Source organism: Ehrlichia japonica (genome assembly GCF_000632845.1).
Classification (GTDB): domain Bacteria; phylum Pseudomonadota; class Alphaproteobacteria; order Rickettsiales; family Anaplasmataceae; genus Ehrlichia; species Ehrlichia japonica.
Window position 1 is genome coordinate 774710 of sequence record NZ_CP007474.1, and the last position, 21409, is coordinate 796118.

The 21409-nt window shown below is 29.4% G+C and carries 19 protein-coding genes and 1 pseudogene; 14 read left to right on the forward strand and 6 right to left on the reverse strand.

Annotated features, from left to right (window positions below; genetic code table 11):
* Positions 1-117: 117 nt before the first annotated feature.
* The 7 genes from yidC to EHF_RS03120 all read left to right on the forward strand — a co-directional run bounded on the left by yidC (position 118) and on the right by EHF_RS03120 (position 9867).
* Positions 118-1857, forward strand: coding sequence for a membrane protein insertase YidC (gene yidC / locus EHF_RS03090; protein WP_044195104.1), 1740 nt, complete (start codon positions 118-120; stop codon positions 1855-1857).
* 1 nt (position 1858) lies between these two features.
* A complete protein-coding gene (locus tag EHF_RS03095; RefSeq protein WP_044195106.1) occupies positions 1859-2305 on the forward strand; it encodes a 6,7-dimethyl-8-ribityllumazine synthase in 447 nt (148 codons plus the stop codon).
* A 4-nt stretch (positions 2306-2309) separates the two neighbouring features.
* A complete protein-coding gene (locus tag EHF_RS03100; protein ID WP_044195110.1) occupies positions 2310-2831 on the forward strand; it encodes a transcription antitermination protein NusB in 522 nt (173 codons plus the stop codon).
* Between the two features lie 327 nt (positions 2832-3158).
* Positions 3159-6038 (forward strand): excinuclease ABC subunit UvrA, encoded by a 2880-nt coding sequence (gene uvrA / locus EHF_RS03105; RefSeq protein ID WP_044195112.1) that lies wholly within the window; start codon positions 3159-3161, stop codon positions 6036-6038.
* A gap of 1617 nt (positions 6039-7655) precedes the next feature.
* Positions 7656-8027 (forward strand): NADH-quinone oxidoreductase subunit A, encoded by a 372-nt coding sequence (locus EHF_RS03110; protein WP_084475737.1) that lies wholly within the window; start codon positions 7656-7658, stop codon positions 8025-8027.
* A gap of 6 nt (positions 8028-8033) precedes the next feature.
* Positions 8034-8567, forward strand: coding sequence for a NuoB/complex I 20 kDa subunit family protein (locus tag EHF_RS03115; RefSeq protein ID WP_044195115.1), 534 nt, complete (start codon positions 8034-8036; stop codon positions 8565-8567).
* Positions 8568-9288: 721 nt separating this feature from the next.
* Complete coding sequence (locus EHF_RS03120; protein ID WP_044195117.1) at positions 9289-9867, forward strand: NADH-quinone oxidoreductase subunit C; 579 nt, start codon at positions 9289-9291, stop codon at positions 9865-9867.
* Between the two features lie 201 nt (positions 9868-10068).
* Here the strand turns inward: EHF_RS03120 and ccmE are convergent, their stop codons facing one another.
* The 6 genes from ccmE to leuS form a co-directional block, all read right to left on the reverse strand.
* Positions 10069-10467 (reverse strand): cytochrome c maturation protein CcmE, encoded by a 399-nt coding sequence (ccmE, locus tag EHF_RS03125; protein WP_044195119.1) that lies wholly within the window; start codon positions 10465-10467, stop codon positions 10069-10071.
* A gap of 114 nt (positions 10468-10581) precedes the next feature.
* Positions 10582-11352: a 5'/3'-nucleotidase SurE gene (surE, locus tag EHF_RS03130; RefSeq protein ID WP_044195122.1), complete on the reverse strand. Its 771-nt coding sequence runs from the start codon at positions 11350-11352 to the stop codon at positions 10582-10584.
* Between the two features lie 349 nt (positions 11353-11701).
* Positions 11702-12394, reverse strand: a complete 693-nt coding sequence (gene pyrF / locus EHF_RS03135) for an orotidine-5'-phosphate decarboxylase (RefSeq protein ID WP_044195895.1) — start codon at positions 12392-12394, stop codon at positions 11702-11704.
* A 90-nt stretch (positions 12395-12484) separates the two neighbouring features.
* Positions 12485-12625, reverse strand: a complete 141-nt coding sequence (locus EHF_RS04750) for a hypothetical protein (protein WP_232228931.1) — start codon at positions 12623-12625, stop codon at positions 12485-12487.
* A 269-nt stretch (positions 12626-12894) separates the two neighbouring features.
* On the reverse strand, positions 12895-13677 hold the full coding sequence (locus tag EHF_RS03140; RefSeq protein WP_044195125.1) for a TatD family hydrolase: 783 nt from the start codon (positions 13675-13677) through the stop codon (positions 12895-12897).
* Between the two features lie 274 nt (positions 13678-13951).
* Entirely contained in the window at positions 13952-16441 is a 2490-nt protein-coding gene (gene leuS / locus EHF_RS03145; RefSeq protein WP_044195127.1) for a leucine--tRNA ligase, read from the reverse strand.
* A 507-nt stretch (positions 16442-16948) separates the two neighbouring features.
* On the opposite strand from leuS, the gene EHF_RS03150 reads away from it, so the two are divergent.
* From EHF_RS03150 to EHF_RS04920, 7 genes and pseudogenes are all read left to right on the forward strand, one after another.
* Positions 16949-17278 carry a helix-turn-helix domain-containing protein gene (locus EHF_RS03150; RefSeq protein ID WP_044195130.1) on the forward strand — a complete coding sequence of 110 codons (330 nt, stop codon included), beginning with the start codon at positions 16949-16951 and terminating at the stop codon, positions 17276-17278.
* Between the two features lie 78 nt (positions 17279-17356).
* A complete protein-coding gene (gene rpoZ, locus EHF_RS03155) occupies positions 17357-17779 on the forward strand; it encodes a DNA-directed RNA polymerase subunit omega (RefSeq protein WP_044195133.1) in 423 nt (140 codons plus the stop codon).
* 89 nt (positions 17780-17868) lie between these two features.
* A complete protein-coding gene (locus EHF_RS03160) occupies positions 17869-18438 on the forward strand; it encodes a Smr/MutS family protein (RefSeq protein WP_052349278.1) in 570 nt (189 codons plus the stop codon).
* 125 nt (positions 18439-18563) lie between these two features.
* Positions 18564-20225 carry a phosphomethylpyrimidine synthase ThiC gene (gene thiC, locus EHF_RS03165; RefSeq protein WP_044195137.1) on the forward strand — a complete coding sequence of 554 codons (1662 nt, stop codon included), beginning with the start codon at positions 18564-18566 and terminating at the stop codon, positions 20223-20225.
* A gap of 205 nt (positions 20226-20430) precedes the next feature.
* Positions 20431-20592 carry a phosphomethylpyrimidine synthase ThiC gene (locus EHF_RS04755; RefSeq protein ID WP_269493481.1) on the forward strand — a complete coding sequence of 54 codons (162 nt, stop codon included), beginning with the start codon at positions 20431-20433 and terminating at the stop codon, positions 20590-20592.
* Positions 20593-20616: 24 nt separating this feature from the next.
* A pseudogene (locus tag EHF_RS04590) lies at positions 20617-20775 on the forward strand (phosphomethylpyrimidine synthase ThiC); the annotation flags it as partial.
* Between the two features lie 205 nt (positions 20776-20980).
* Positions 20981-21250 (forward strand): hypothetical protein, encoded by a 270-nt coding sequence (locus EHF_RS04920; RefSeq protein WP_156928279.1) that lies wholly within the window; start codon positions 20981-20983, stop codon positions 21248-21250.
* The last annotated feature ends 159 nt before the right edge of the window (positions 21251-21409 follow it).

A 21409-nucleotide genomic window follows, 5' to 3' on the forward strand; every position in this document is an offset into this window, starting at 1 on the left:
GTATTTTTGATATATTATCAATTAATAAAATTAACACACTTGATATTTATATTGCCTTATTGATTTAAAAAAAGCTATATGCTACACTAAATTTTATTAAGGTGCTCATTAAGCAATATGATAGAAGTTCGTAATTTAATATTAGCTGTCATTTTATCTGTATTGATCATGATGGGGTGGAGATTTGTATACGATAAATTTTTTACCACACAACATGCTACAGAAGATAATACAAGTTCTGATGCCATGATTCCAGAATTCGATGATAGCTTTACACATAAAACGCGATCTGAAGTTATAGAAAGTAACACTAACCTACGGCTTAAGTTATCCAATAAAAAAATAAATGGATCAATATCATTAAAGGGAGCACAGTTTGATGATCTAACATTTAAAAATTATCATGTTACACCAAATAATAACTCTGAAGGAATAGTATTACTTTCTCCAGAAGAAACAGAAGATGTATACTTTATTGAATTTGGATGGATAGATCCTAAACACAAAATCACTTTACCTAACCACACCTCAGTTTGGAACTCAAATAAGTCAACTTTATCTCCAAACAACCCTGTAACTTTAACATGGGATAATAAGCAAGGTATTATCTTTAAAATAAAAATCACCTTAGATAATGACTACATGTTTAAAGTAGAACAAATAATCACAAATAATACTGATGCTACCGTAAATTTAATTCCTTACGGACGAATTAACAGATCTAAATATGCTACAGAAAAATCTTACTGGATATCACATGAAGGGGCTGTAGGAAGTTTTGGAAACACACTTAAAGAATGGACATACAAAGCCATCACTAAAGAGAAGAATATAAAAATTCAACAACAAGATACAGATGATAATCAGAATCAATGGATTGGGATTGGTGATAAATACTGGTTTACAGCACTAATCCCAAATGTTTTACAAAAAAGTAAGCTAAACTTCCACGTCAAATACGCTAAGCATAACAATAAAGATCGTTTTCAAGTAGACTTTAGCCATGATAATTACATCGCACATCCAAATAAAACGGTAATCAGTACTAGTTATTTATTTGCTGGAGCTAAAGAATTAAAGTTATTAGATCAATACAAAGATAGCTTAAAGATTTCTTTATTTGATAAAGCAGTAGATTTTGGGATTTTATACTTCATCACTAAACCTGTTTTCCTTTTATTAGAATACTTCAATAATGTTATAGGAAACTTTGGATTAGCAATATTACTATTAACAGTAATAATAAAATTAATAATGTTTCCCTTATCACACAAATCGTGTATTTCGATGCTTAAATTAAGGTACTTACAGCCTGACATCTTAAAAATAAAAGAATTATACAAAAACGATAATGATAAAATGAGCAAAGAAATATCAGCTATCTTTAAAAAGAATAATGTCAACCCTATGTCTGGGTTTATTCCAGTATTAATACAAATACCTGTATTCTTTGCATTGTATAAAGTATTATTTGTTACAATTGAAATGAGACATGCTCCATTTTATTTATGGATAAAAGACTTATCAAGTTTTGATACTGCAAACATATTGACAATGTTTGGATTGTTAAAATTCAATCCAACTATTTGTATTGGTATTTTGCCAGTTATACTGGGTATTACTATGATAATACAACAAAAACTAAACAATAATAACATTTCAAATCAAGATAAAACTCAAGCAAACTTTATGAAGTTTTTACCTTATATTTTCATATTTATTTTTTCGTCATTTCCTGCAGGATTAATTATTTACTGGATATGCAGTAATTCAATTACGATAATGCAACAATTAATAATCAAGCATTATGTAATCAAAAAATTTAATTTTCATAAAACTATACAACAGGAGGACTAACATGCCTGACCATATTAATATACTAATAGTAGCATCACAGTTTTACTCAGACATAACAAATCTTTTATTAGATGGAGCAATAGATCAATTAAAAAAATATTCAAAACCTGTAAAGTATGATATAGTACATGTTCCTGGGTCTTTTGAAATACCTGCAGCCATAGTATTTGCAATAATGAGTGACAGATATCAGTACAATGGGTACATTGCTCTAGGTTGTGTTATAAAAGGAGAAACAGATCATTATCACTATGTATGCAAGGGAGTAACAACATCTCTTAGTGAAATTGCAACTCATCATGCTGTTCCTATGGGTTTTGGAGTGATTACAGCTGGAAGTTTAGAATTGGCAATGGCAAGAGCAGACATGAATAAAAAGAATGTCGGTGGGAAAGCTGCCAAGGCAGCCCTAGCTATGATTGAATTACATAATAAATTTTTAAGTTGAAATTATGACAGATAATATATGCCATAAACTATGGCATTCAAAAAAGACAACAACAAGGTTCCTTGCTATACAAGGTACGTATTCCATGATATTTAATAACTATACTATAAATGACATTGATAATTTAATCGATTACTTATATGAGATAAAGGAGTTATTAGACTTAATGCAAGTTGATAATCAGTTATTACTCAAAATTATGAACACAATGTTGCTAACATTCAACACAATCAATTCAACCCTTGCAACGTTCTTAAATGATAAATGGTCGATAGAGCGTATAAATCCGATTAGCATCTCCATCATTAAAACCGCAGTTTGTGAATTAATATGTTCTAGTACGGACACGGTAATCATTATAAATGAATATGTCAATATAGCGAGTCACATATTAGAAAGAACAGAAGTCAATTTCATTAATGCAATATTAAACCAACTAAAGCTTACAGCACGTTCTGTTCTTAATAAAGACATGAATTTTCATATAGAACAAAGCGAACCTCTTGCTGTTTTCAATAATACATAATATCCAAAAACAACAATAAGACATATTATGTAACACTAATATACGTAGATATAATAGATATTTACATAACATATAACTAGGTATGAAATATCATAAATCATAATATTAAGACATTTCTTAATAATGATCAAAAAAGTACTTTTCCTATACATAATTAATTATATCCACTTTAGCATTGAGTTAACCATACATATAATAAAAATACGTGCTCAAGCTATATACAATATATTATTACCTAATTACCAAAATTAATTGGAAAATTGTTAATCTTCATATATGATTAACAATTCTATCTCTTTACTTACTAGTTAATGTGGTAAATTAAATATGGCTGGTTTGATCAATATACGTAATGCTAAAGAACATAACCTCCACAACATAGATATAGATCTTCCAAAGAACAAGTTAATTGTAATAACTGGAGTTAGTGGATCAGGAAAGTCCAGTCTTGCATTTGATACAATATATGCAGAAGGACAACGCAAATATGTAGAAAGTTTATCATCTTACGCTCGCCAGTTTTTAGATTTATGTACAAAACCAGATGTAGAATCAATCACAGGACTTTCTCCAACTATTGCAATAAGTCAAAAATTATCATCTAAAAACTCAAGATCAACTGTATCAACCATTACAGAAATTTACGACTACTTAAGAATCATGTATGCTAAAATAGGAATTCCATATTCTCCAACTACTGGATTACCTATAACAAAGCAATCACTTTCTCAAATAATAGAAACTATATTCAAACTACCTTCAGGTACAAAAATTTCAATTTTAGGTACACTAATAAGAAACAAAAAAGGAGATCATAATAAAGAAATATATGAAATAAAAAAACAACGCTATAAATTATTAAAAATTGATGACATTACTTATGATATTAACAACATTCCACAGTTAGATAGGAATAAAACACATAACATTCACGTAATCGTAAATCAAATATCAGTGTTAGAAAACTATGTTGATAATATAACTGACAATATAAAAACTGCGCTAAAAATAGGTAACGGTATAATTTACATAGAAATACTTGATTTACCACAAGAATACAATAGTGAAACGTATCACAAGAACCAAGTATTATTTTTTTCAGAAAATTTTTCATGCCCTCAAACAGACTTCAGCATAGAAGAAATAGAACCAAGATTATTTTCATTTAATACATCATATGGATCATGCAGAACTTGTAGTGGAATAGGCAAAAAATACAGCATTGACAGAAATCTAATTATAAAAAATGATAACTTATCGATTTTAGAAGGAGCTATACATCCTATAGGTCCAATTGAACTAAAAGCCACTCGTCACAAAGTAAATTCGCACTTTAGTTACTATTACACAAACATTATTTTATCATTAGCAAAATACTATAAATTTGATTTAACAACACCATGGCAAGAACTAGATGATAACATAAAAGATATAATTCTATTTGGTAGCAAAGAAATAGAAATACCTATACACTACCAAAATGAAGGATATAAATCTTCTAGAAACAAGCCATTTGAAGGCATTATAAATGCCTTAAATAACAAAGAAGATATAGTTATTGAAAAACTAGCCGAACAATATTCATCTATAAATATATGTAGCGAATGTCAAGGATTTAGATTAAGACAGGAAGCATTATCAGTAAAAATTGATAACAAACATATTGGAGAATTTACAAAATTATCTGTCGTAGAAGCAATATCATGGTGTAAAGCACTACCATCTAAACTAAACGAACAGCAGAAACATATTTCATGTAAACTATTAGATGAAATAATCAAAAGATTAACATTTTTAAAAAATGTTGGATTAGGTTATCTAACACTCAATCGTGAATCAGGAACATTATCTGGAGGAGAAAGTCAAAGAATAAAATTAGCATCACAAATTGGATCTGGATTAACAGGAATAATTTATGTGCTAGACGAACCTTCAATAGGGTTACATCAACGCGATAACACATTGTTAATCAACACTCTAAAAACATTACGTGATATAGGAAATACAGTAATAGTAGTAGAACATGACGAAGAAACAATAATAAATGCAGATTATGTAGTAGATATAGGCCCAAAGGCAGGGCAAAACGGAGGGCATGTAATTGCAACTGGAACTCCAAAAGAAATAATGGATAATCATAACAGTGTAACTGGCCAATATCTTAGTAATAAGAAGACGATACCCAATTTCAAAAAGCATAGAACTTTTAATAAATGGATAGAAATTATTGGAGCTCGTAAAAACAATTTACAAAATATTGATGTCAAAATTCCTTTAAATGCTTTTACTTGCATTACTGGAGTATCTGGAAGCGGAAAATCTAGTTTGATAAACGATACTCTATATCAGAATGCAATCAATCGGCTAAATAATATCAATTGTACATATGGTGAATGTATATCCATATCAGGATTAGAACATATAGATAAAGTTATAAAAATAGACCAATCCCCTATTGGTAGAACTCCTTTATCAAATTCAGCAACCTATATAGGATTGTTTACTCACATAAGGTCATGGTTCGCTGGATTACCTTTATCAAGAGCAAGAGGATACACTATTAGTAGGTTTTCATTTAACTCCAAAGGAGGAAGATGTGAAACATGTAAAGGAGATGGACAAATCAAAATAGAAATGCATTTTTTATCTGATGTATATGTCAAGTGTGAGCAATGCAAAGGATTGCGTTATAATAAAGAAACGTTAGAAGTAACTCATCAAGGAAAATCTATAGCTGACGTATTAGATATGACAGTTGATCAAGCATACGAATTTTTTATCCATTTACCATTAATTAAAGAAAAGCTAGATGCTTTACGCAGCGTAGGAATGGGTTATATCAAAATAGGCCAAACATCCAATACATTATCAGGAGGTGAAGCACAAAGAATAAAATTATCAAAAGAATTATCAAAACGTTCAACTGGAAAAACTTTATACATATTAGATGAACCAACTACAGGATTACATTTTGCAGACATAGATAATTTATTACATGTTCTACACAAATTACGCGATTTAGGAAATACAATAGTAGTTATAGAACACAATTTACATGTCATTAAAACAGCTGAATACATAATAGACATAGGGCCTAATGGAGGAAATGCTGGAGGTAAAGTAGTAGCTACTGGCACCCCTGAAGAGATAATTAAAAACCCCAATAGTACAACTGGACCATATTTAAAGCCTTATTTAAATTTTTAATTATAAAATTAGACAAAATCTTCTAAAGATATACCAAATTACAGTACATAAACATAGTACTTCTAGTAAACTTTTCAATACTAAAAAGCCTTAAACACATAACAATAGAGTGTACATACAGCAGCACATATAACAAATACAGAAAGAAACATAGTTACTCTCACCATAGATACTATGCGTCCATTTAAAGAAGAACAAGATGCAATTTGATCATCAATATAGTAGATATTAAAAAGCTTCTAAAATACATAATCACAGACTACACATACACCAGCACATATAACAAATACAGAAAGAAACATAGTACTCACCATAAATACATATGCGTCCATTTAAAGAAGAACAAGATGCAATTTGATCATCAATATAGTAGATATTAAAAAGCTTCTAAAATACATAATCACAGACTACACATACACCAGCACATATAACAAATACAGAAAGAAACATAGTACTCACCATAAATACATATGCGTCCATTTAAAGAAGAACAAGATGCAATTTGATCATCAATATAGTAGATATTAAAAAGCTTCTAAATACATAATCACAGGCTACACATACACCAGCACATATAACAAATACAGAAAGAAACATAGTTACTCTCACCATAGATACTATGCGTCCATTTAAAGAAGAACAAGATGCAATTTGATCATCAATATAGTAGATATTAAAAAGCTTCTAAAATACATAATCACAGACTACACATACACCAACACATATAACAAATACAGAAAGAAAATAGTTACTCTCACCATAGATACATATGCATCCATTTAAAGAAGAACAAGATGCAAATTGATCATCAATATAGTTAAACACTAAAAAGGCCTTTTAAATACGTAATAACAAACTATAGGATACCTATAACAAACTGTAAACGTAGTATTCCACTCCTTATATATGTACTTACATAGAAAAATAGGTATAGTCATAATATTAGGAAAATAGACACTGAATTGTTGTATTCCTAGAGTTATACAAATAGCACTTATTACTTAGGAATCATACATGTTTCAAACCCTAACATATGTAATATCTTTTGGCAATACGTTACCTAATAAACATACTTATACTTTACCAAAATCTGCATATTCAAGAATATACTCCCTAAAGTACCTCTATAATAAAACAAGAACATTTCTTTATGAGCACAATATTTTCTCACTGAAATAAGACGTTCTCAATAAAAGGCATTTGACCATGCACAAAAATACTAATAACCTACTTCAATAACTCATGTAGAATCATTAAACTATATAAGTAAATTTTTTACTTATCTTAAAATAAACATAAAGAATTTTTCCACAAACCCTTTTCTCAATTTTTCACTAGCTTAAAAATTAATAAAATCCTATTAAAATACTTATCATGATATTATAGATTTATCATATACACTATAATGAAAAAAATAACTAAATAACATAAATTATTCCAATATAGCATATAAAATTTATAATAAAATGGTTACTTTATCGTTTTTATGCTAATTATATATTATACTTCCTCTGCAATTAGTGCTATGATTAATAGCAAAGGGTGTGTAATACATGTTAATAAATTGACATAAAATTAAAACTCTGTAAGTATTTAATTATTCACTAAAGTATATATATGATACAAATGTTTAATATTGCTGAATATGTCCCTGTTTTAATTTTCTTAGTAATTTCAGGTTTTATCTCATTCCTCTTTTGTATTTTACCAATGCTTTTAGCTAATCGTAATCCAGATTTAGAGAAACTTTCTCCTTATGAATGTGGGTTCGCACCTCTTGGAAATTCAAGAAAAATTTTTGATATTCGATTTTACCTAGTAGCAATACTATTTATTATATTTGACCTCGAAATAGCATTCTTATTTCCATGGTCCATTTGTCTTTCAAATATAGGTATAAATGGTTTTTGGTCTATGATGATTTTCTTAACTATATTAACAATAGGGTTTATATATGAGTGGAGCAAAGGTGCACTAGAATGGGAGTAAATTAATATGACAAATGAGAATAATTCTGTGTTAAACAATCAATTTTGGCAAAGCTACAACCATCAGGGCTTTATGATAACTCAGTTTTCTGACTTAATCAATTACATATCAAATTGGGCAAGATCAAATTCTTTATGGCCTATGACATTTGGGTTAGCTTGCTGTGCTGTAGAAATGATGCACACTGCAGCAAGTAGATATGATCTAGATAGATATGGTGTCATGTTTCGTGCAAGTCCTAGGCAAGCAGATGTTATGATTATTGCTGGAACACTCACCAATAAGATGGCCCCTGCATTACGTAAAGTATATGATCAAATGACAGAACCACGTTATGTTATCTCAATGGGGAGTTGTGCTAACGGCGGTGGGTATTATCATTATTCATATTCAGTAGTTAGAGGATGTGATCGTATAGTACCAGTAGATATTTACGTTCCAGGATGCCCTCCAACAGCAGAAGCTTTACTATATGGTATATTCTGCCTTCAGCAAAAAATTAATAGAGGAAATACCTCCATTATAAGAAAAACTACATAACAACTCCAGCAAATAAAACATTTTAAAAAATGTGTAACTAACAGTGTTTACTGTTTTTATACAATTTTCCGCATATAAAAATCAGCTAATTCCCTATTAAACTACTATAAAATTCTACTTTGATTTCATATCATCACATCAATCAAGCCATAGCAATTACTTTTAGTAATAGGTACTATCATTACATACAACATAACAACAACTAATATTGCAAGAGAAGCTTATAACCCTACAATTACTACACTAAAATAATAAAACCTATCCTCTATAAAATTCTACTTTGGTTTCATATCCTCAATCAAGCCATAGCAATTACTTTTAGTAATAGGTACTATCATTACATGCAACATAACAACAACCAATATTGCAAGAGAAGCTTATACCCCTACAATTACTACACTAAAATAATAAAACCTATCCTCTATAAAATTCTACTTTGGTTTCATATCCTCAATCAAGCCATAGCAATTACTTTTAGTAATAGGTACTATCATTACATGCAACATAACAACAACCAATATTGCAAGAGAAGCTCATAACCCTACAATTACTATACTAAAATAATAAAACCTATCCTCATTAATACAAAATCGTATTACTATTTTTAGTATACATCCTATAACATTTCACACTTTAAATTCAATATATATAATATCAATGTAGTACCTTAATTTAGGAAAATAATGTATAGTAAAAAAACACACAATTAAAGAGGTACATGATGTCAGATATCAATAATGTGATAGATAACATTACTACACATATCAACACATCTATAAATGTAAAGTGCATTGTAAAAGACAATATAACGCTGGAGTTATACTCAAATGCACAGGACATCTACAATCACATTTTATTTTTACGCAATGACACAAAATGTAAATTTCATATCTTAATTGATATTTTTGCAATAGATTATCCAAGTAGGTCAGCTAGATTTGAAGTAGTCTATTCATTACTGAGTATAATAAACAACATAAGAATATCTTGTAAAGTACCATTACAAGAAAATGAGAATATTCCATCTATTACCAATATTTTTAGTGCTGCAGGATGGTTTGAACGAGAAGTATTTGATATGTATGGCATAATATTTGCTAATAACCCAGATTTACGCAGAATTTTAACAGATTATGGTTTTTCTGGACATCCAATGCTAAAAGACTTTCCTCTAACTGGCTATAAAGAAGTACGGTATGACATATCAAAAAAGGAAGTAGCTTATGAAGCTGTAAATCTACAGCAAGATTTTAGATCATTTGATTTTCTTTCTCCATGGAAGGAAATAAAGAATGAATAGAATTACAATATAACTAAATATTGCATAATAGGACAATAACCAAACAAATAGTTTTCTGCAAATATTTGTAAATAAGCTCCTGTAAAATTCTTAGAAATTACTTACTTTCACATCAAATAATCAAAAACTATGTAACAATGTTTATACATCACCAAATTTATTAATACTGTCATATATTTGACTTCAGAGCACTTTCACAATTTATTTTGTTTTATACTTACCAGGTTTATAATTTTCATCGTGTTTAGCTAAAATTTCATCCGCAACAAATTCATCGTTTACTATTTTTCCTTTTGCTACTATCCAACTACCTTCTGAAAACAAAGGAGGTAATATTCCTTGATATAGTACTTTAATCTGATTTTCTAAGTCTGTTATACAAAAAGAAATAAAACTATCGTATTTCTCTACACTACCATTTATTACCATACCTCCTATTCTAATAGTACAATTAGTACATACAGTCCTTGATAAAATTTCAGTGGGAGTAAAAAAAAATGATATATTATTTCGCAGCTTATTCAATACAATAACAACCGACATACCAAACATAATAAATGTTATGACAGTAAAAAGTAATCTTTTATGTTTTCTTTTCATTTTTCCGATCAATATTTTCTAGAATTTTCTTACTTTTACTATAACTAAAAATAACAAAACAGCTCAACCCAAGTAACAAACTAAAACTTACAGTATAAGCAAAAATCAAAAAAATCATATTTTACAGCCTTTGTTAAGTGAAATTAAAGATTCTAGAATATCAAAATCTGTCATATCAAATTTTAATGGTGTAATTGTAATATATCCATCATCTATAGCTTTAATACTGTCATCAAAGTCACCTCTATTCTTTTTATCAGGAGTAGCTCTATTTATTGTATAAGATATACTACCAGAAATATTTTTTTTCTTTTCTATTTTATTACATGGTATATATTTTCCCTGATTTGTAAATTTAATGCCCTTTGCTGATACCAAAGGAAAGTTAATGTTCATGACAGTAGACTTATCCCAAAATGAGACACCTAACAACATATCTATAATATCTTTTAAGAATTTCCGTGGATTCTCCCAATTTATTTCACCACTTTCACCATTATATTCCTGACTTACTGCAATTGATGGAATATTCATCATAGCTCCTTCTGCTGCTGCTCCTATAGTACCAGAATATGCTATATCACTACCTATATTAATCCCACTATTTATCCCAGACAAAATCAAATCCGGTTTTGTACCAACAATCTCTTTTAATCCAAGAAAAACACTAGTAGATGGAGTACTGTTAACAATAAATTCAGTATCACTTACTTGATATACCTCAGTTGCAGCCCTTAAGCCTATTGACTTGCCACAGCCACTACAATTACTCAATGGTGCAACTACCCATATTTCTGACGCAATACCTGCTGCTATCACTATCTCCTTCAGAACTCTAATACCATTTGCATGGAACCCATCATCATTAGTCAATAATACTTTCATAGTACTTTTCTTCCACAACCATAAAACAAGTTTCAAATAATATATAGTTTATCAGCCTATAATAACAACTATTATTACACTTCTAACATGTATAATAGATAACCCTCGATTTATTAACAAAAAGCAGTAACAATATAACACTAATAATATATTATATAGCTAAAATGCTACCTTATGTGCATTACCTAAGAAATCAATATTATCTGCACTAACTTATTACCTAAAAGCTAATCTCTCATATATTTATAGATGCAAGTTATTATATCTAATTCCCAATGACTCATGACTTACACAAAAAAACACCCGATGAGTTAGAAACATTATCAGCCCCCTAATTCTATACATATTTTTATATATCAATTGATGCTAAAATTGTATCAACTGCCTGTACAGGATCTCTACTCATAGTAATTGGACGTCCAATTACCAAATAATCTGCACCAGCTAACATTGCATCTTCAGGCTTTTTTACTCTTTTTTGGTCATTATAATCAACACCAAATCTTATACCTGGAATTATAAGTTTTAAATCTTCCTTGGTATACTGATTACGCACTTCTTTCGCCTCAAATGCAGAACATACTATACCATATAATCCAACTTCTCTAGCTAATTTAGATAAAAGCATTACTTGTTGAATAGATGATCTATTAATACCAATGTCACTTAAATCAGAATCATCAATACTTGTTAATACAGTTACACCTACCAACTTTATTTTACTACCAGATACGCTATCCATAGCTCTCACTATCATTTCTCTACCACCACTAACATGAATAGTAAGCAGCATAGCAATATTTAAAGATTTAATTACTGATATAGCCTTACTGACTGTATTAGGGATATCATGTAATTTCAAATCAAGAAATACTGACATACCACAATCAGCTATTGCTTGCACACCAGATAACCCATACGCTGTAAAAAATTCTAATCCTAACTTTACCATTGATATTTTTCCACAAAGCATTTTTGTTAACCGTAATGCATGATTAATATCATGAGTATCTAATGCACAAATAATTGGATTACAATACATAAACATCCTTACAAAACATCCAAATTATATCAACATTAACTATTTAATACAATCTCATTAATGTGAATAAATATTACACCTACTTTACCGTTATCTTATTCCAGCTGTAAAAAATTCTAATTCTAACTTTACCGTTGATATTTCTCCACAAAGCATTTTTGTTAATTGTAATGCATGGTTAATACCATGAACATCTAATACACAAATAACTGGGTTACAATATATAAGCACTATTACAAAACATCCAAATTATATCAACATTAACTATTTATACAATCTCATTAATGTGAATAAACATTACATCTACTTTACTAGTATCTCATTCCATACGTAATATAAAGAAATAAAAACCTAAATCATTTTTATATTTTTCACATTTACTATAGTTTACACATCTTGAAAAAAATGCACATTTTACAATTAGACAACTACTTAAATTACTAAAATATAATAACTATACTATTATAATAGTTCGATTATATGAATACATAAACAATTTATTATGAATGAAAATGCTCAGAGCATTTCTTAAATAGCTTAAAAAAATTATTTGTAGTTAAATTACTAATTTCTTCAACACTTTCATTCCATAACCTAGCTAAATACTCTACAACAAATTTTGTTTTAGCCGGCTCATTTCTTTGTCCACGATAAGGTTCAGGAGATAAAAATGGAGAATCTGTTTCTACTAAAACACGATCCTTAGGAACAAATTCTGCTACTTCTTGAACAATTTTTGCATTTTTAAAAGTCACTATTCCCGAAAAAGATATATATAACCCTAACTCTATTGCCTTGACTGCCAATTCCCTTGAAGATGCAAAACAATGCATAAGCCCTAAAAACGGACTTTCTTTCATTTCTAATTCTAAAATTTCCATCATTCGTTTATCTGCACTTCTTGAGTGAATTATAACAGGCAATCCTGTTTCCCTAGATGCGCTAATATGAGATAAGAAATTCTGTTCTTGCTCTTCTACTTTACCACATTTATAAAAGTCCAAACCAGTTTCACCTAATCCAATAACCTTATTATGTTGAGCTAAATTTACCAACTCACCTACTGAAATAGATTCTCCATCTGCACTATTAGTAGGATGTACACCAACTGAAAGATAAACTTGCTTATAGTCTTCTGCAATTTTTACTAAATCAGAAAATTCAGATATAGTAGTACATACAGTCTGCATCAATTTTACATTATTTCCCTCTGCACGCAGTACTATATCTTTTATCTCATCTGGATTAAAATAATTCAAATGACAATGTGAATCTACAATCATATACTCTTCAAACCTACAATAAAACATAATCTAACAAGCATGTTTGTAGTCATCAACACAAATTTAACCACAAATACATAAAAATTCATATCTCATGAAAAATACAACGCTTTTACATAAATACCTTAACAAAGCTTAAGTACATGCAAGCATTACCTGTACTTACCAATAAAACACTGCATTGAAAAAATTAACACAAAAAGATTCATCAGTATCAAAACGAAAGCTATATAATATAAGCATAGACTAACTATAAGGTAGATTATAACATTTGTTACTTTAGCTTTACAGTAATAATATTTATTACCCGTTTGGGGATAACATATATGTTTTCTACGACATTGTTACCTATTCTATTTTCAGCTGTTTCCAAAGCCATAGCTTTAAGTTGACTATCATCAATGTTATTAGTAACTGTTAACGCTTTAACAAATTTACCATTAACTTGTACAGCAATAGTAAGATTTTTTTCAATCAGTAATTCTGAATCTATTTTAGGCCACATCTGATTCCACAACATACCTTTACCTCCTATATTTTCCCATAATTTCTCAGCTATATGTGGAATAAACGGTTCTATTACTCTAATCAAAATATATATTGCCTCACTAACTACATAACAATTTACTGAAGTTTTTATCATTTCACCAATAACATTGCTCAATTCTCTAAACTTAGCCACAGCACAATTTAAACGATAAAAGTTCAAATCACTTGTAATATCATTTAAAATTTTATGTATACATCTCCTATATTCAAAAGCATCTTCTGGTATACTTTTCTCACTAAAATCCAAGTTAAGTTGATCATAAGAAATTATCATCTTCCATAACTTACTAAGATATCTACCTGCTCCTTCTATACCATCATCCAACCATTCTATATCACGCTCAGGTGGAGTATCAGATAATATAAACAGTCTTGCTGTATCTGCTCCATATTTATCAATAATATATTCAAGATTTACCACATTCTTTTTTGATTTACTCATTTTCTCAGCTCTACCAACAGTAACATGTTGACCTTTTTTCATCATCTTTTTTGCTTCCTCAGGAAATAAGTAGTTACCTTGCTCATCTGAATAAGTAGAATGACAAACCATACCTTGTGTTATTAGATGAGAAAATGGTTCTTTGATATTAAAATATCCACACTTAGTTAATGCCCTACAGAAAAATCTAGAATACAATAAATGTAATACTGCATGTTCTATACCACCCACATAATAATTGACTGGTAACAACATGTTACACGTATCTCTATCTATTCCGCTATCAATCCCACAAAATGCTGCAAAATACCACGAAGATTCAAAAAAAGTATCAAAAGTATCGGTTTCACGTTCAGCATCCATACCACAAGATGGACATTTTGCATATTTCCAAGTAGGATGATTATCTAAAGGATTTCCAGATTTTGTAAAATCAACATCCTTAGGCAAAGTCACTGGAAGATCTTTTTTATTTACAGGAACTGTACCACATCTCTCACAATATATTATAGGTATAGGACATCCCCAATAACGTTGCCTAGATATTCCCCAGTCATGCATCCTATAATAGGTCATCTTTCTGCCTATTCCTAATAACATAAGCTTATCAATTATAGCCTCTTTTGCTTTATCCACAGTCATATTATCTAAGAACTCAGAATTCTTCATAATACCTGAGCCAATATAAGCCTCTTTTTCTAAGTTCACATCAACTTCAGGAAAAATTACCTGTTTTATTGGCAAAGAATATTTCTTTGCAAACTCAAAATCACGCTGATCATGGGCTGGACAACCAAAAATTGCACCTGTTGCATAATCCATGAGGACAAAATTCACAACATAAATTGGCAAATTTATATTCAATAAAGGATGTTTTACAACTAATCCAGAATTTATTCCAAATTTTTCTATTGGACTAGATACATCGCTCACTACATTTTTTCTGTCAAAATCATTTATTAGTTGAACAATTTTTGAATCATTAACATATTGTAAAATAGGATGATCAAAGGATACTGCAATGAATGACGCTCCAAATAATGTATGAGGACACGTAGTAAAAATCTGTAACGTCTTGTTAATATTTAAAACTTCAAAATCTATTACTACACCTTGAGATTTTCCAATCCATCGCTCCTGCATTAACTTTACTTTCTCCGGCCACTGATCTAAAGTTTTTAAATCATCTAATAATTCTTCTGCAAAATCAGTAATCCGTAGGAACCATTGGAATAATTTTCTTTTTTCCACTATAGCTCCAGACCGCCATCCCCTCCCATCTATAACTTGTTCATTAGCAAGTACAGTTTGATCTACAGGATCCCAATTAACCAACGATTCTTTACGATAAACTAAACCACATTTTAAAAAATCAAGAAAAAATGCTTGTTCATGCTTATAATAATTCGCATCACAAGTAGCCAATTCTTTATCCCAATTATATGATAATCCTATAGACTTTAACTGACGTCTCATATTATCAATATTGTTCTCAGTCCAAGTATGTGGATCTATACTATAAGATAATGCAGCATTTTCTGCTGGCAATCCAAAAGCATCCCATCCTATTGGATGAAAAACATTAACACCACAAGCACGTTTATATCTTGCAATTACATCACCTATAGTGTAGTTTCTCAAGTGGCCCATATGTATGTTGCCAGAAGGGTAAGGAAACATTTCTAAAACATAGCACTGAGCTTCTTTGACATTAGTACAAAAATTCCACTTTCTTTGTACATCTTGTTCTACTTTTTTGAAATCATAACGCATGGTATACCATTAACAAAAACTTCATTAAAACCATTCTAGTTTAGTTGTTGTATAGTATCCTACTAGATAATTCAAGCAACACAAATATGCACGCACTGACAAAAAAATTTATAATAATTACTTTACTTTAGTATTAAAATTACTAAAATGTAAATCTTATGTCTATACAAATTAACTAAAAAATCAAAGTTTGCAAATTATATACTTCACTATCAATAAATTATTAAAGTAATTTAATATAACATCTCTAACATACGAATTGATTTATGAATCTAAATATTGAAGTGTGAGATTAAAATGAGGACATTTAACAGAAAATCATTTTGTTTTTACTACAAAAATCATTAAAATATTAATTATATATGTATATAATTGAGTAATATAAATGAAGAATTATAAATAAATATTCTATATTAATAAATTATAAAATGATTTAATATAATATTTTTAATATATAAATTAATTTATAAAGATTATCTTTATCTTTCTAGATTACGGTATAAAATTATGACAACAATAAGTAACCAAAACGATTACGGCATTAAGTATAAGATATTGAAATTAATAAAAGATATAACACACAAAAATTACTGGAACCAGGTAACTACTGCAAAAATACTTGGAGTAGATCAGCCAAAAATATCTCAGATTAGTAATGGTAAGACAGCAGGATTTTCGTTAGAGCGTTTACTTATATTTCTGCTACGCTTGAAATGTGAAGTGAGTATAACAATTACTGTCAATAACTCAGAGATTAAATCCATCAACAAAGACAATACCACGGAGAACTCTTTAGAATCTATTAATCTTGTAATAGTGCAAAAAGGAAATGAATAAACATATATTTAAAGATTCCTCTATTGCATAATCCTCTATATATGTTAGAATAAGGTTTTCACTCATGTTGGTTTGTTAATGGCACGTCTTACAGTTGAAGAATGTATGGGTCGTACTAATAATAAGTTTAAATTAGTAATACTAGCAAGTCAGAGAGCTCATGACCTAAATTCAGGAGCATGCCCAGTAATAAAGCATAAGAATGGTAAAAATACTGTTATTGCATTAAAAGAAATAGCAGCAAAACAGCTAGATGTATCTTCTTTATTTAATTTATCAGTACAAAGATGTCGGAAATATATGGAGAAATTTATCAACTCAGATGAACCATACGTTGCTAACAAAGCGAAAAACAATGTTGATATATTTCAGCAAAGTGCAATAACTAGTAATTTTAACGAGCTAGGAAATAATTCAAATAATCAAGGTACCAACCTCCTAGGTAGAGATAACTTTTTTTCTACTCCAGAAAATAGAAACACTAACAATACAAATACTTAAAAACTATTGTTTGCGTTCTTACATACATGTCTATTATGCTTGATTTTCTGAATTCCTAGTTTTGTATAAGGGCAGGAACTAGTTGTTGTATGTTTAAAAAAATAAAAAATAGAACATCAGGTCATTTATCATGTGATGACACATCACTATGGGATTCTATTACTTTAATGACTATCCCAATTTATAATAATAAGGTTCCGTATAAAAAAAGCAGAAAAACCAATAATAGCCATAATATCTCGTTAAATAACGAGCACATCGATTATTATATGCTACCAATACAATCTAAAACAAACAGTACACATGATATTAGTAGCGGTCTTAAATTAAACAATAATACTAAGAAAAAAGTTGATCAAGGAAAGTACCATATAGATTCTATTCTTGATCTTCATGGATATACCTTAGATGTTGCTTATAACACATTAATGAATTTCATAATTAAAAATTATAATTTAGCAAACAAGTGCTTATTAATTATTACAGGATGGGGAAGTACTGATAAATATAATAGTAACAGCATAAAAAGTAATTTTAGCAAGTGGTTACAAAATGAACAAATAGCACACATAATATTATACTATACAGAAGCTATTCATTCACATGGTGGAAAAGGAGCATTTTACATATTATTAAAGAGTAAAAATAAAAAGATTTAACATATAAAAACGTTGGTAACATACATAACCTAGTTAAGTTTGTATAAAGTTTAAATTTTTACAAATATAGACATCATATTAAAATAACATATACTATGCATTTGATATAATATCTTCTGGTAAATATGAAAATAGACATTAATACCATTTTTCCTTCTTCAACTAAAGAATACATATCAGGTACAATCTATAATAACATTAAAGTTGGAATGCGTAGAATTCATGTTAATGATAACACTGAATCAATTTTAGTATACGATACTGGTGGATCACATACTGATCAAAAAATTGAAATTGACATAAGTCAGGGTATTGAAAAGCTAAGGCTTAATTGGATTGTAGATAGACAAGATGTAGAGTATTATAAAAGACAAACAATAAACTTCAATTCTGAATACGTATTTCCATTACAAAGCAATAATGTTCTAAAAGCAAGTAGTAATAAACCCGTGACTCAGATGTTTTATGCTAAAAATAATATCATTACTCCAGAAATGGAATATGTAGCAATACGAGAGAACGCATTAAGGCAAAAGATTCTTTCCTATAAACCAACTATTATGGCTCCAGAAATCACTCCAGAATTTGTACGACAAGAAATAGCAGCTGGAAGAGCAATAATTCCTGCAAATATAAATCATCCAGAATTAGAACCAATGATAATAGGCAAGAACTTCTTAGTAAAAATCAACGCTAATATCGGCAATTCAGTAGTTAGTTCAAATATTGAAGAAGAAATCCAAAAAATGATATATGCAATTATATATGGTGCTGATACAGTTATGGATTTATCTACAGGAAATAATATACACAATATCAGAGAATGGATTATTAGAAACAGTCCAGTACCAATAGGCACAGTACCTATATATCAGGCTTTAAATAAGGTAAATTCCGTAGTAGAAGACCTAGATTTCAACATTTTCAAAAAAACATTGATAGAACAAGCAGAACAAGGAGTTGACTATTTTACTATACACGCAGGAGTACTAAAAAACTATATTGGTTACACAAATAACAGACTTACTGGTATTGTATCAAGAGGTGGAGCTATTATGGCACAATGGTGCACCATACATAATAAGGAAAATTTTCTTTATACAAATTTCGAAGAAATATGTGATATTATGAAAAGCTACGACATTGCCTTTTCTTTAGGAGACGGATTAAGACCAGGTTCTATAGCAGATGCAAACGATACTGCACAGTTTTTGGAACTCAAAACATTAGGAGAACTTACAGATATTGCACAGAAAAATGATTGTCAAGTTATGGTAGAAGGTCCAGGACATGTTCCTATGCATTTAATAAAAGAAAATGTAGAAAAACAGGTTCACTTTTGTAAAGAGGCTCCATTTTATACTTTAGGACCATTAACTACAGACATTGCCCCAGGTTATGATCATATAACAAGTGCAATCGGTGCAGCAATCATAGGATGGTATGGTACTTCTATGTTATGCTATGTCACTCCAAAAGAACACTTAGGGTTACCTAATATCCAAGACGTAAAAGATGGAGTCATTGCATATAAAATAGCAGCACACGCAGCAGACTTAGCAAAAGGTAATCCATCTGCTTACATACGTGATTATGCATTAAGTCATGCAAGGTTTAACTTTAAATGGTATGATCAATTTAACTTATCTCTAGACCCAAAAACAGCAAAATCATTGCACGATGAATCTCTTCCTTCTGAGAATGCAAAATCTGCTCACTTTTGTTCAATGTGTGGACCAAAATTTTGTTCAATGAAATTAAGTCATCAACTAAAATTCACTGAATAATAAAAAAGATATCAGCTTAAAATTAAAGATCAATTTAACTTATCTCTAGACCCAAAAACAGCAAAATCATTACATGATGAATCTCTTACTTCTGAGAATGCAAAATCTGCTCACTGTTTGTTCAATGTGTGGACCAAAATTTTATTCAATGAAATTAAGTCATCAACTAAAATTCACTGAATAATAAAAAAGATATCAGCTTAAAATTAAAGATCAATTTAACTTATCTCTAGACCCAAAAACAGCAAAATCATTACATGATGAATCTCTTACTTCTGAGAATGCAAAATCTGCTCACTTTTGTTCAATGTGTGGACCAAAATTTTATTCAATGAAATTAAGTCATCAACTAAAATTCACTGAATAATAAAAAAGATATCAGCTTAAAATTAAAGATCAATTTAACTTATCTCTAGACCCAAAAACAGCAAAATCATTACATGATGAATCTCTTCCTTCTGAGAATGCAAAATCTGCTCACTTTTGTTCAATGTGTGGACCAAAATTTTGTTCAATGAAATTAAGTCATCAACTAAAATTCACTGAATAATAAAAAAGATATCAGCTTAAAATTAAAGATCAATTTAACTTATCTCTAGACCCAAAAACAGCAAAATCATTACATGATGAATCTCTTACTTCTGAGAATGCAAAATCTGCTCACTGTTTGTTCAATGTGTGGACCAAAATTTTATTCAATGAAATTAAGTCATCAACTAAAATTCACTGAATAATAAAAAAGATATCAGCTTAAAATTAAAGATCAATTTAACTTACCTCTAGACCCAAAAACAGCAACATCATTACACGATGAATCTCTTCCTTCTGAGAATACAAAATCTGCTCACTTTTGTTCAATGTGTGAACCAAAATTTTGTTCCATTAAATTAACTTACCCATCAATAATCTACCAAATAAGTACACAAATATACATTTTTTTTATCCATAGTTTTAATTATGCTCGTTTTTACAGTAAACCTGACACTTTAATATTCATACTAGAATCTTATATCAAATCGAACTAACTTTTGAGTACTCACAAATACATCATTTTTAGCCAAATACCTGTGAATAAGAAGTCCAAACTAAACCAAGACAATACATGATGAAAAAAAACTTTGTTAATAACTTACCTCACTAAATTGAATATTATCAGTAATTTAGATCGTGATACTTTAATATTC

Coding starts and splice junctions, on each gene's coding strand:
- yidC (WP_044195104.1), top strand. CDS start 118: ATGATAGAAGTTCGTAATTTAATATTAGCTGTCATTTTATCTGTATTG.
- EHF_RS03095 (WP_044195106.1), top strand. CDS start 1,859: ATGCCTGACCATATTAATATACTAATAGTAGCATCACAGTTTTACTCA.
- EHF_RS03100 (WP_044195110.1), top strand. CDS start 2,310: ATGACAGATAATATATGCCATAAACTATGGCATTCAAAAAAGACAACA.
- uvrA (WP_044195112.1), top strand. CDS start 3,159: ATGGCTGGTTTGATCAATATACGTAATGCTAAAGAACATAACCTCCAC.
- EHF_RS03110 (WP_084475737.1), top strand. CDS start 7,656: ATGATACAAATGTTTAATATTGCTGAATATGTCCCTGTTTTAATTTTC.
- EHF_RS03115 (WP_044195115.1), top strand. CDS start 8,034: ATGACAAATGAGAATAATTCTGTGTTAAACAATCAATTTTGGCAAAGC.
- EHF_RS03120 (WP_044195117.1), top strand. CDS start 9,289: ATGTCAGATATCAATAATGTGATAGATAACATTACTACACATATCAAC.
- ccmE (WP_044195119.1), bottom strand. CDS start 10,467: ATGAAAAGAAAACATAAAAGATTACTTTTTACTGTCATAACATTTATT.
- surE (WP_044195122.1), bottom strand. CDS start 11,352: ATGAAAGTATTATTGACTAATGATGATGGGTTCCATGCAAATGGTATT.
- pyrF (WP_044195895.1), bottom strand. CDS start 12,394: ATGTATTGTAATCCAATTATTTGTGCATTAGATACTCATGATATTAAT.
- EHF_RS03140 (WP_044195125.1), bottom strand. CDS start 13,677: ATGATTGTAGATTCACATTGTCATTTGAATTATTTTAATCCAGATGAG.
- leuS (WP_044195127.1), bottom strand. CDS start 16,441: ATGCGTTATGATTTCAAAAAAGTAGAACAAGATGTACAAAGAAAGTGG.
- EHF_RS03150 (WP_044195130.1), top strand. CDS start 16,949: ATGACAACAATAAGTAACCAAAACGATTACGGCATTAAGTATAAGATA.
- rpoZ (WP_044195133.1), top strand. CDS start 17,357: ATGGCACGTCTTACAGTTGAAGAATGTATGGGTCGTACTAATAATAAG.
- EHF_RS03160 (WP_052349278.1), top strand. CDS start 17,869: ATGTTTAAAAAAATAAAAAATAGAACATCAGGTCATTTATCATGTGAT.
- thiC (WP_044195137.1), top strand. CDS start 18,564: ATGAAAATAGACATTAATACCATTTTTCCTTCTTCAACTAAAGAATAC.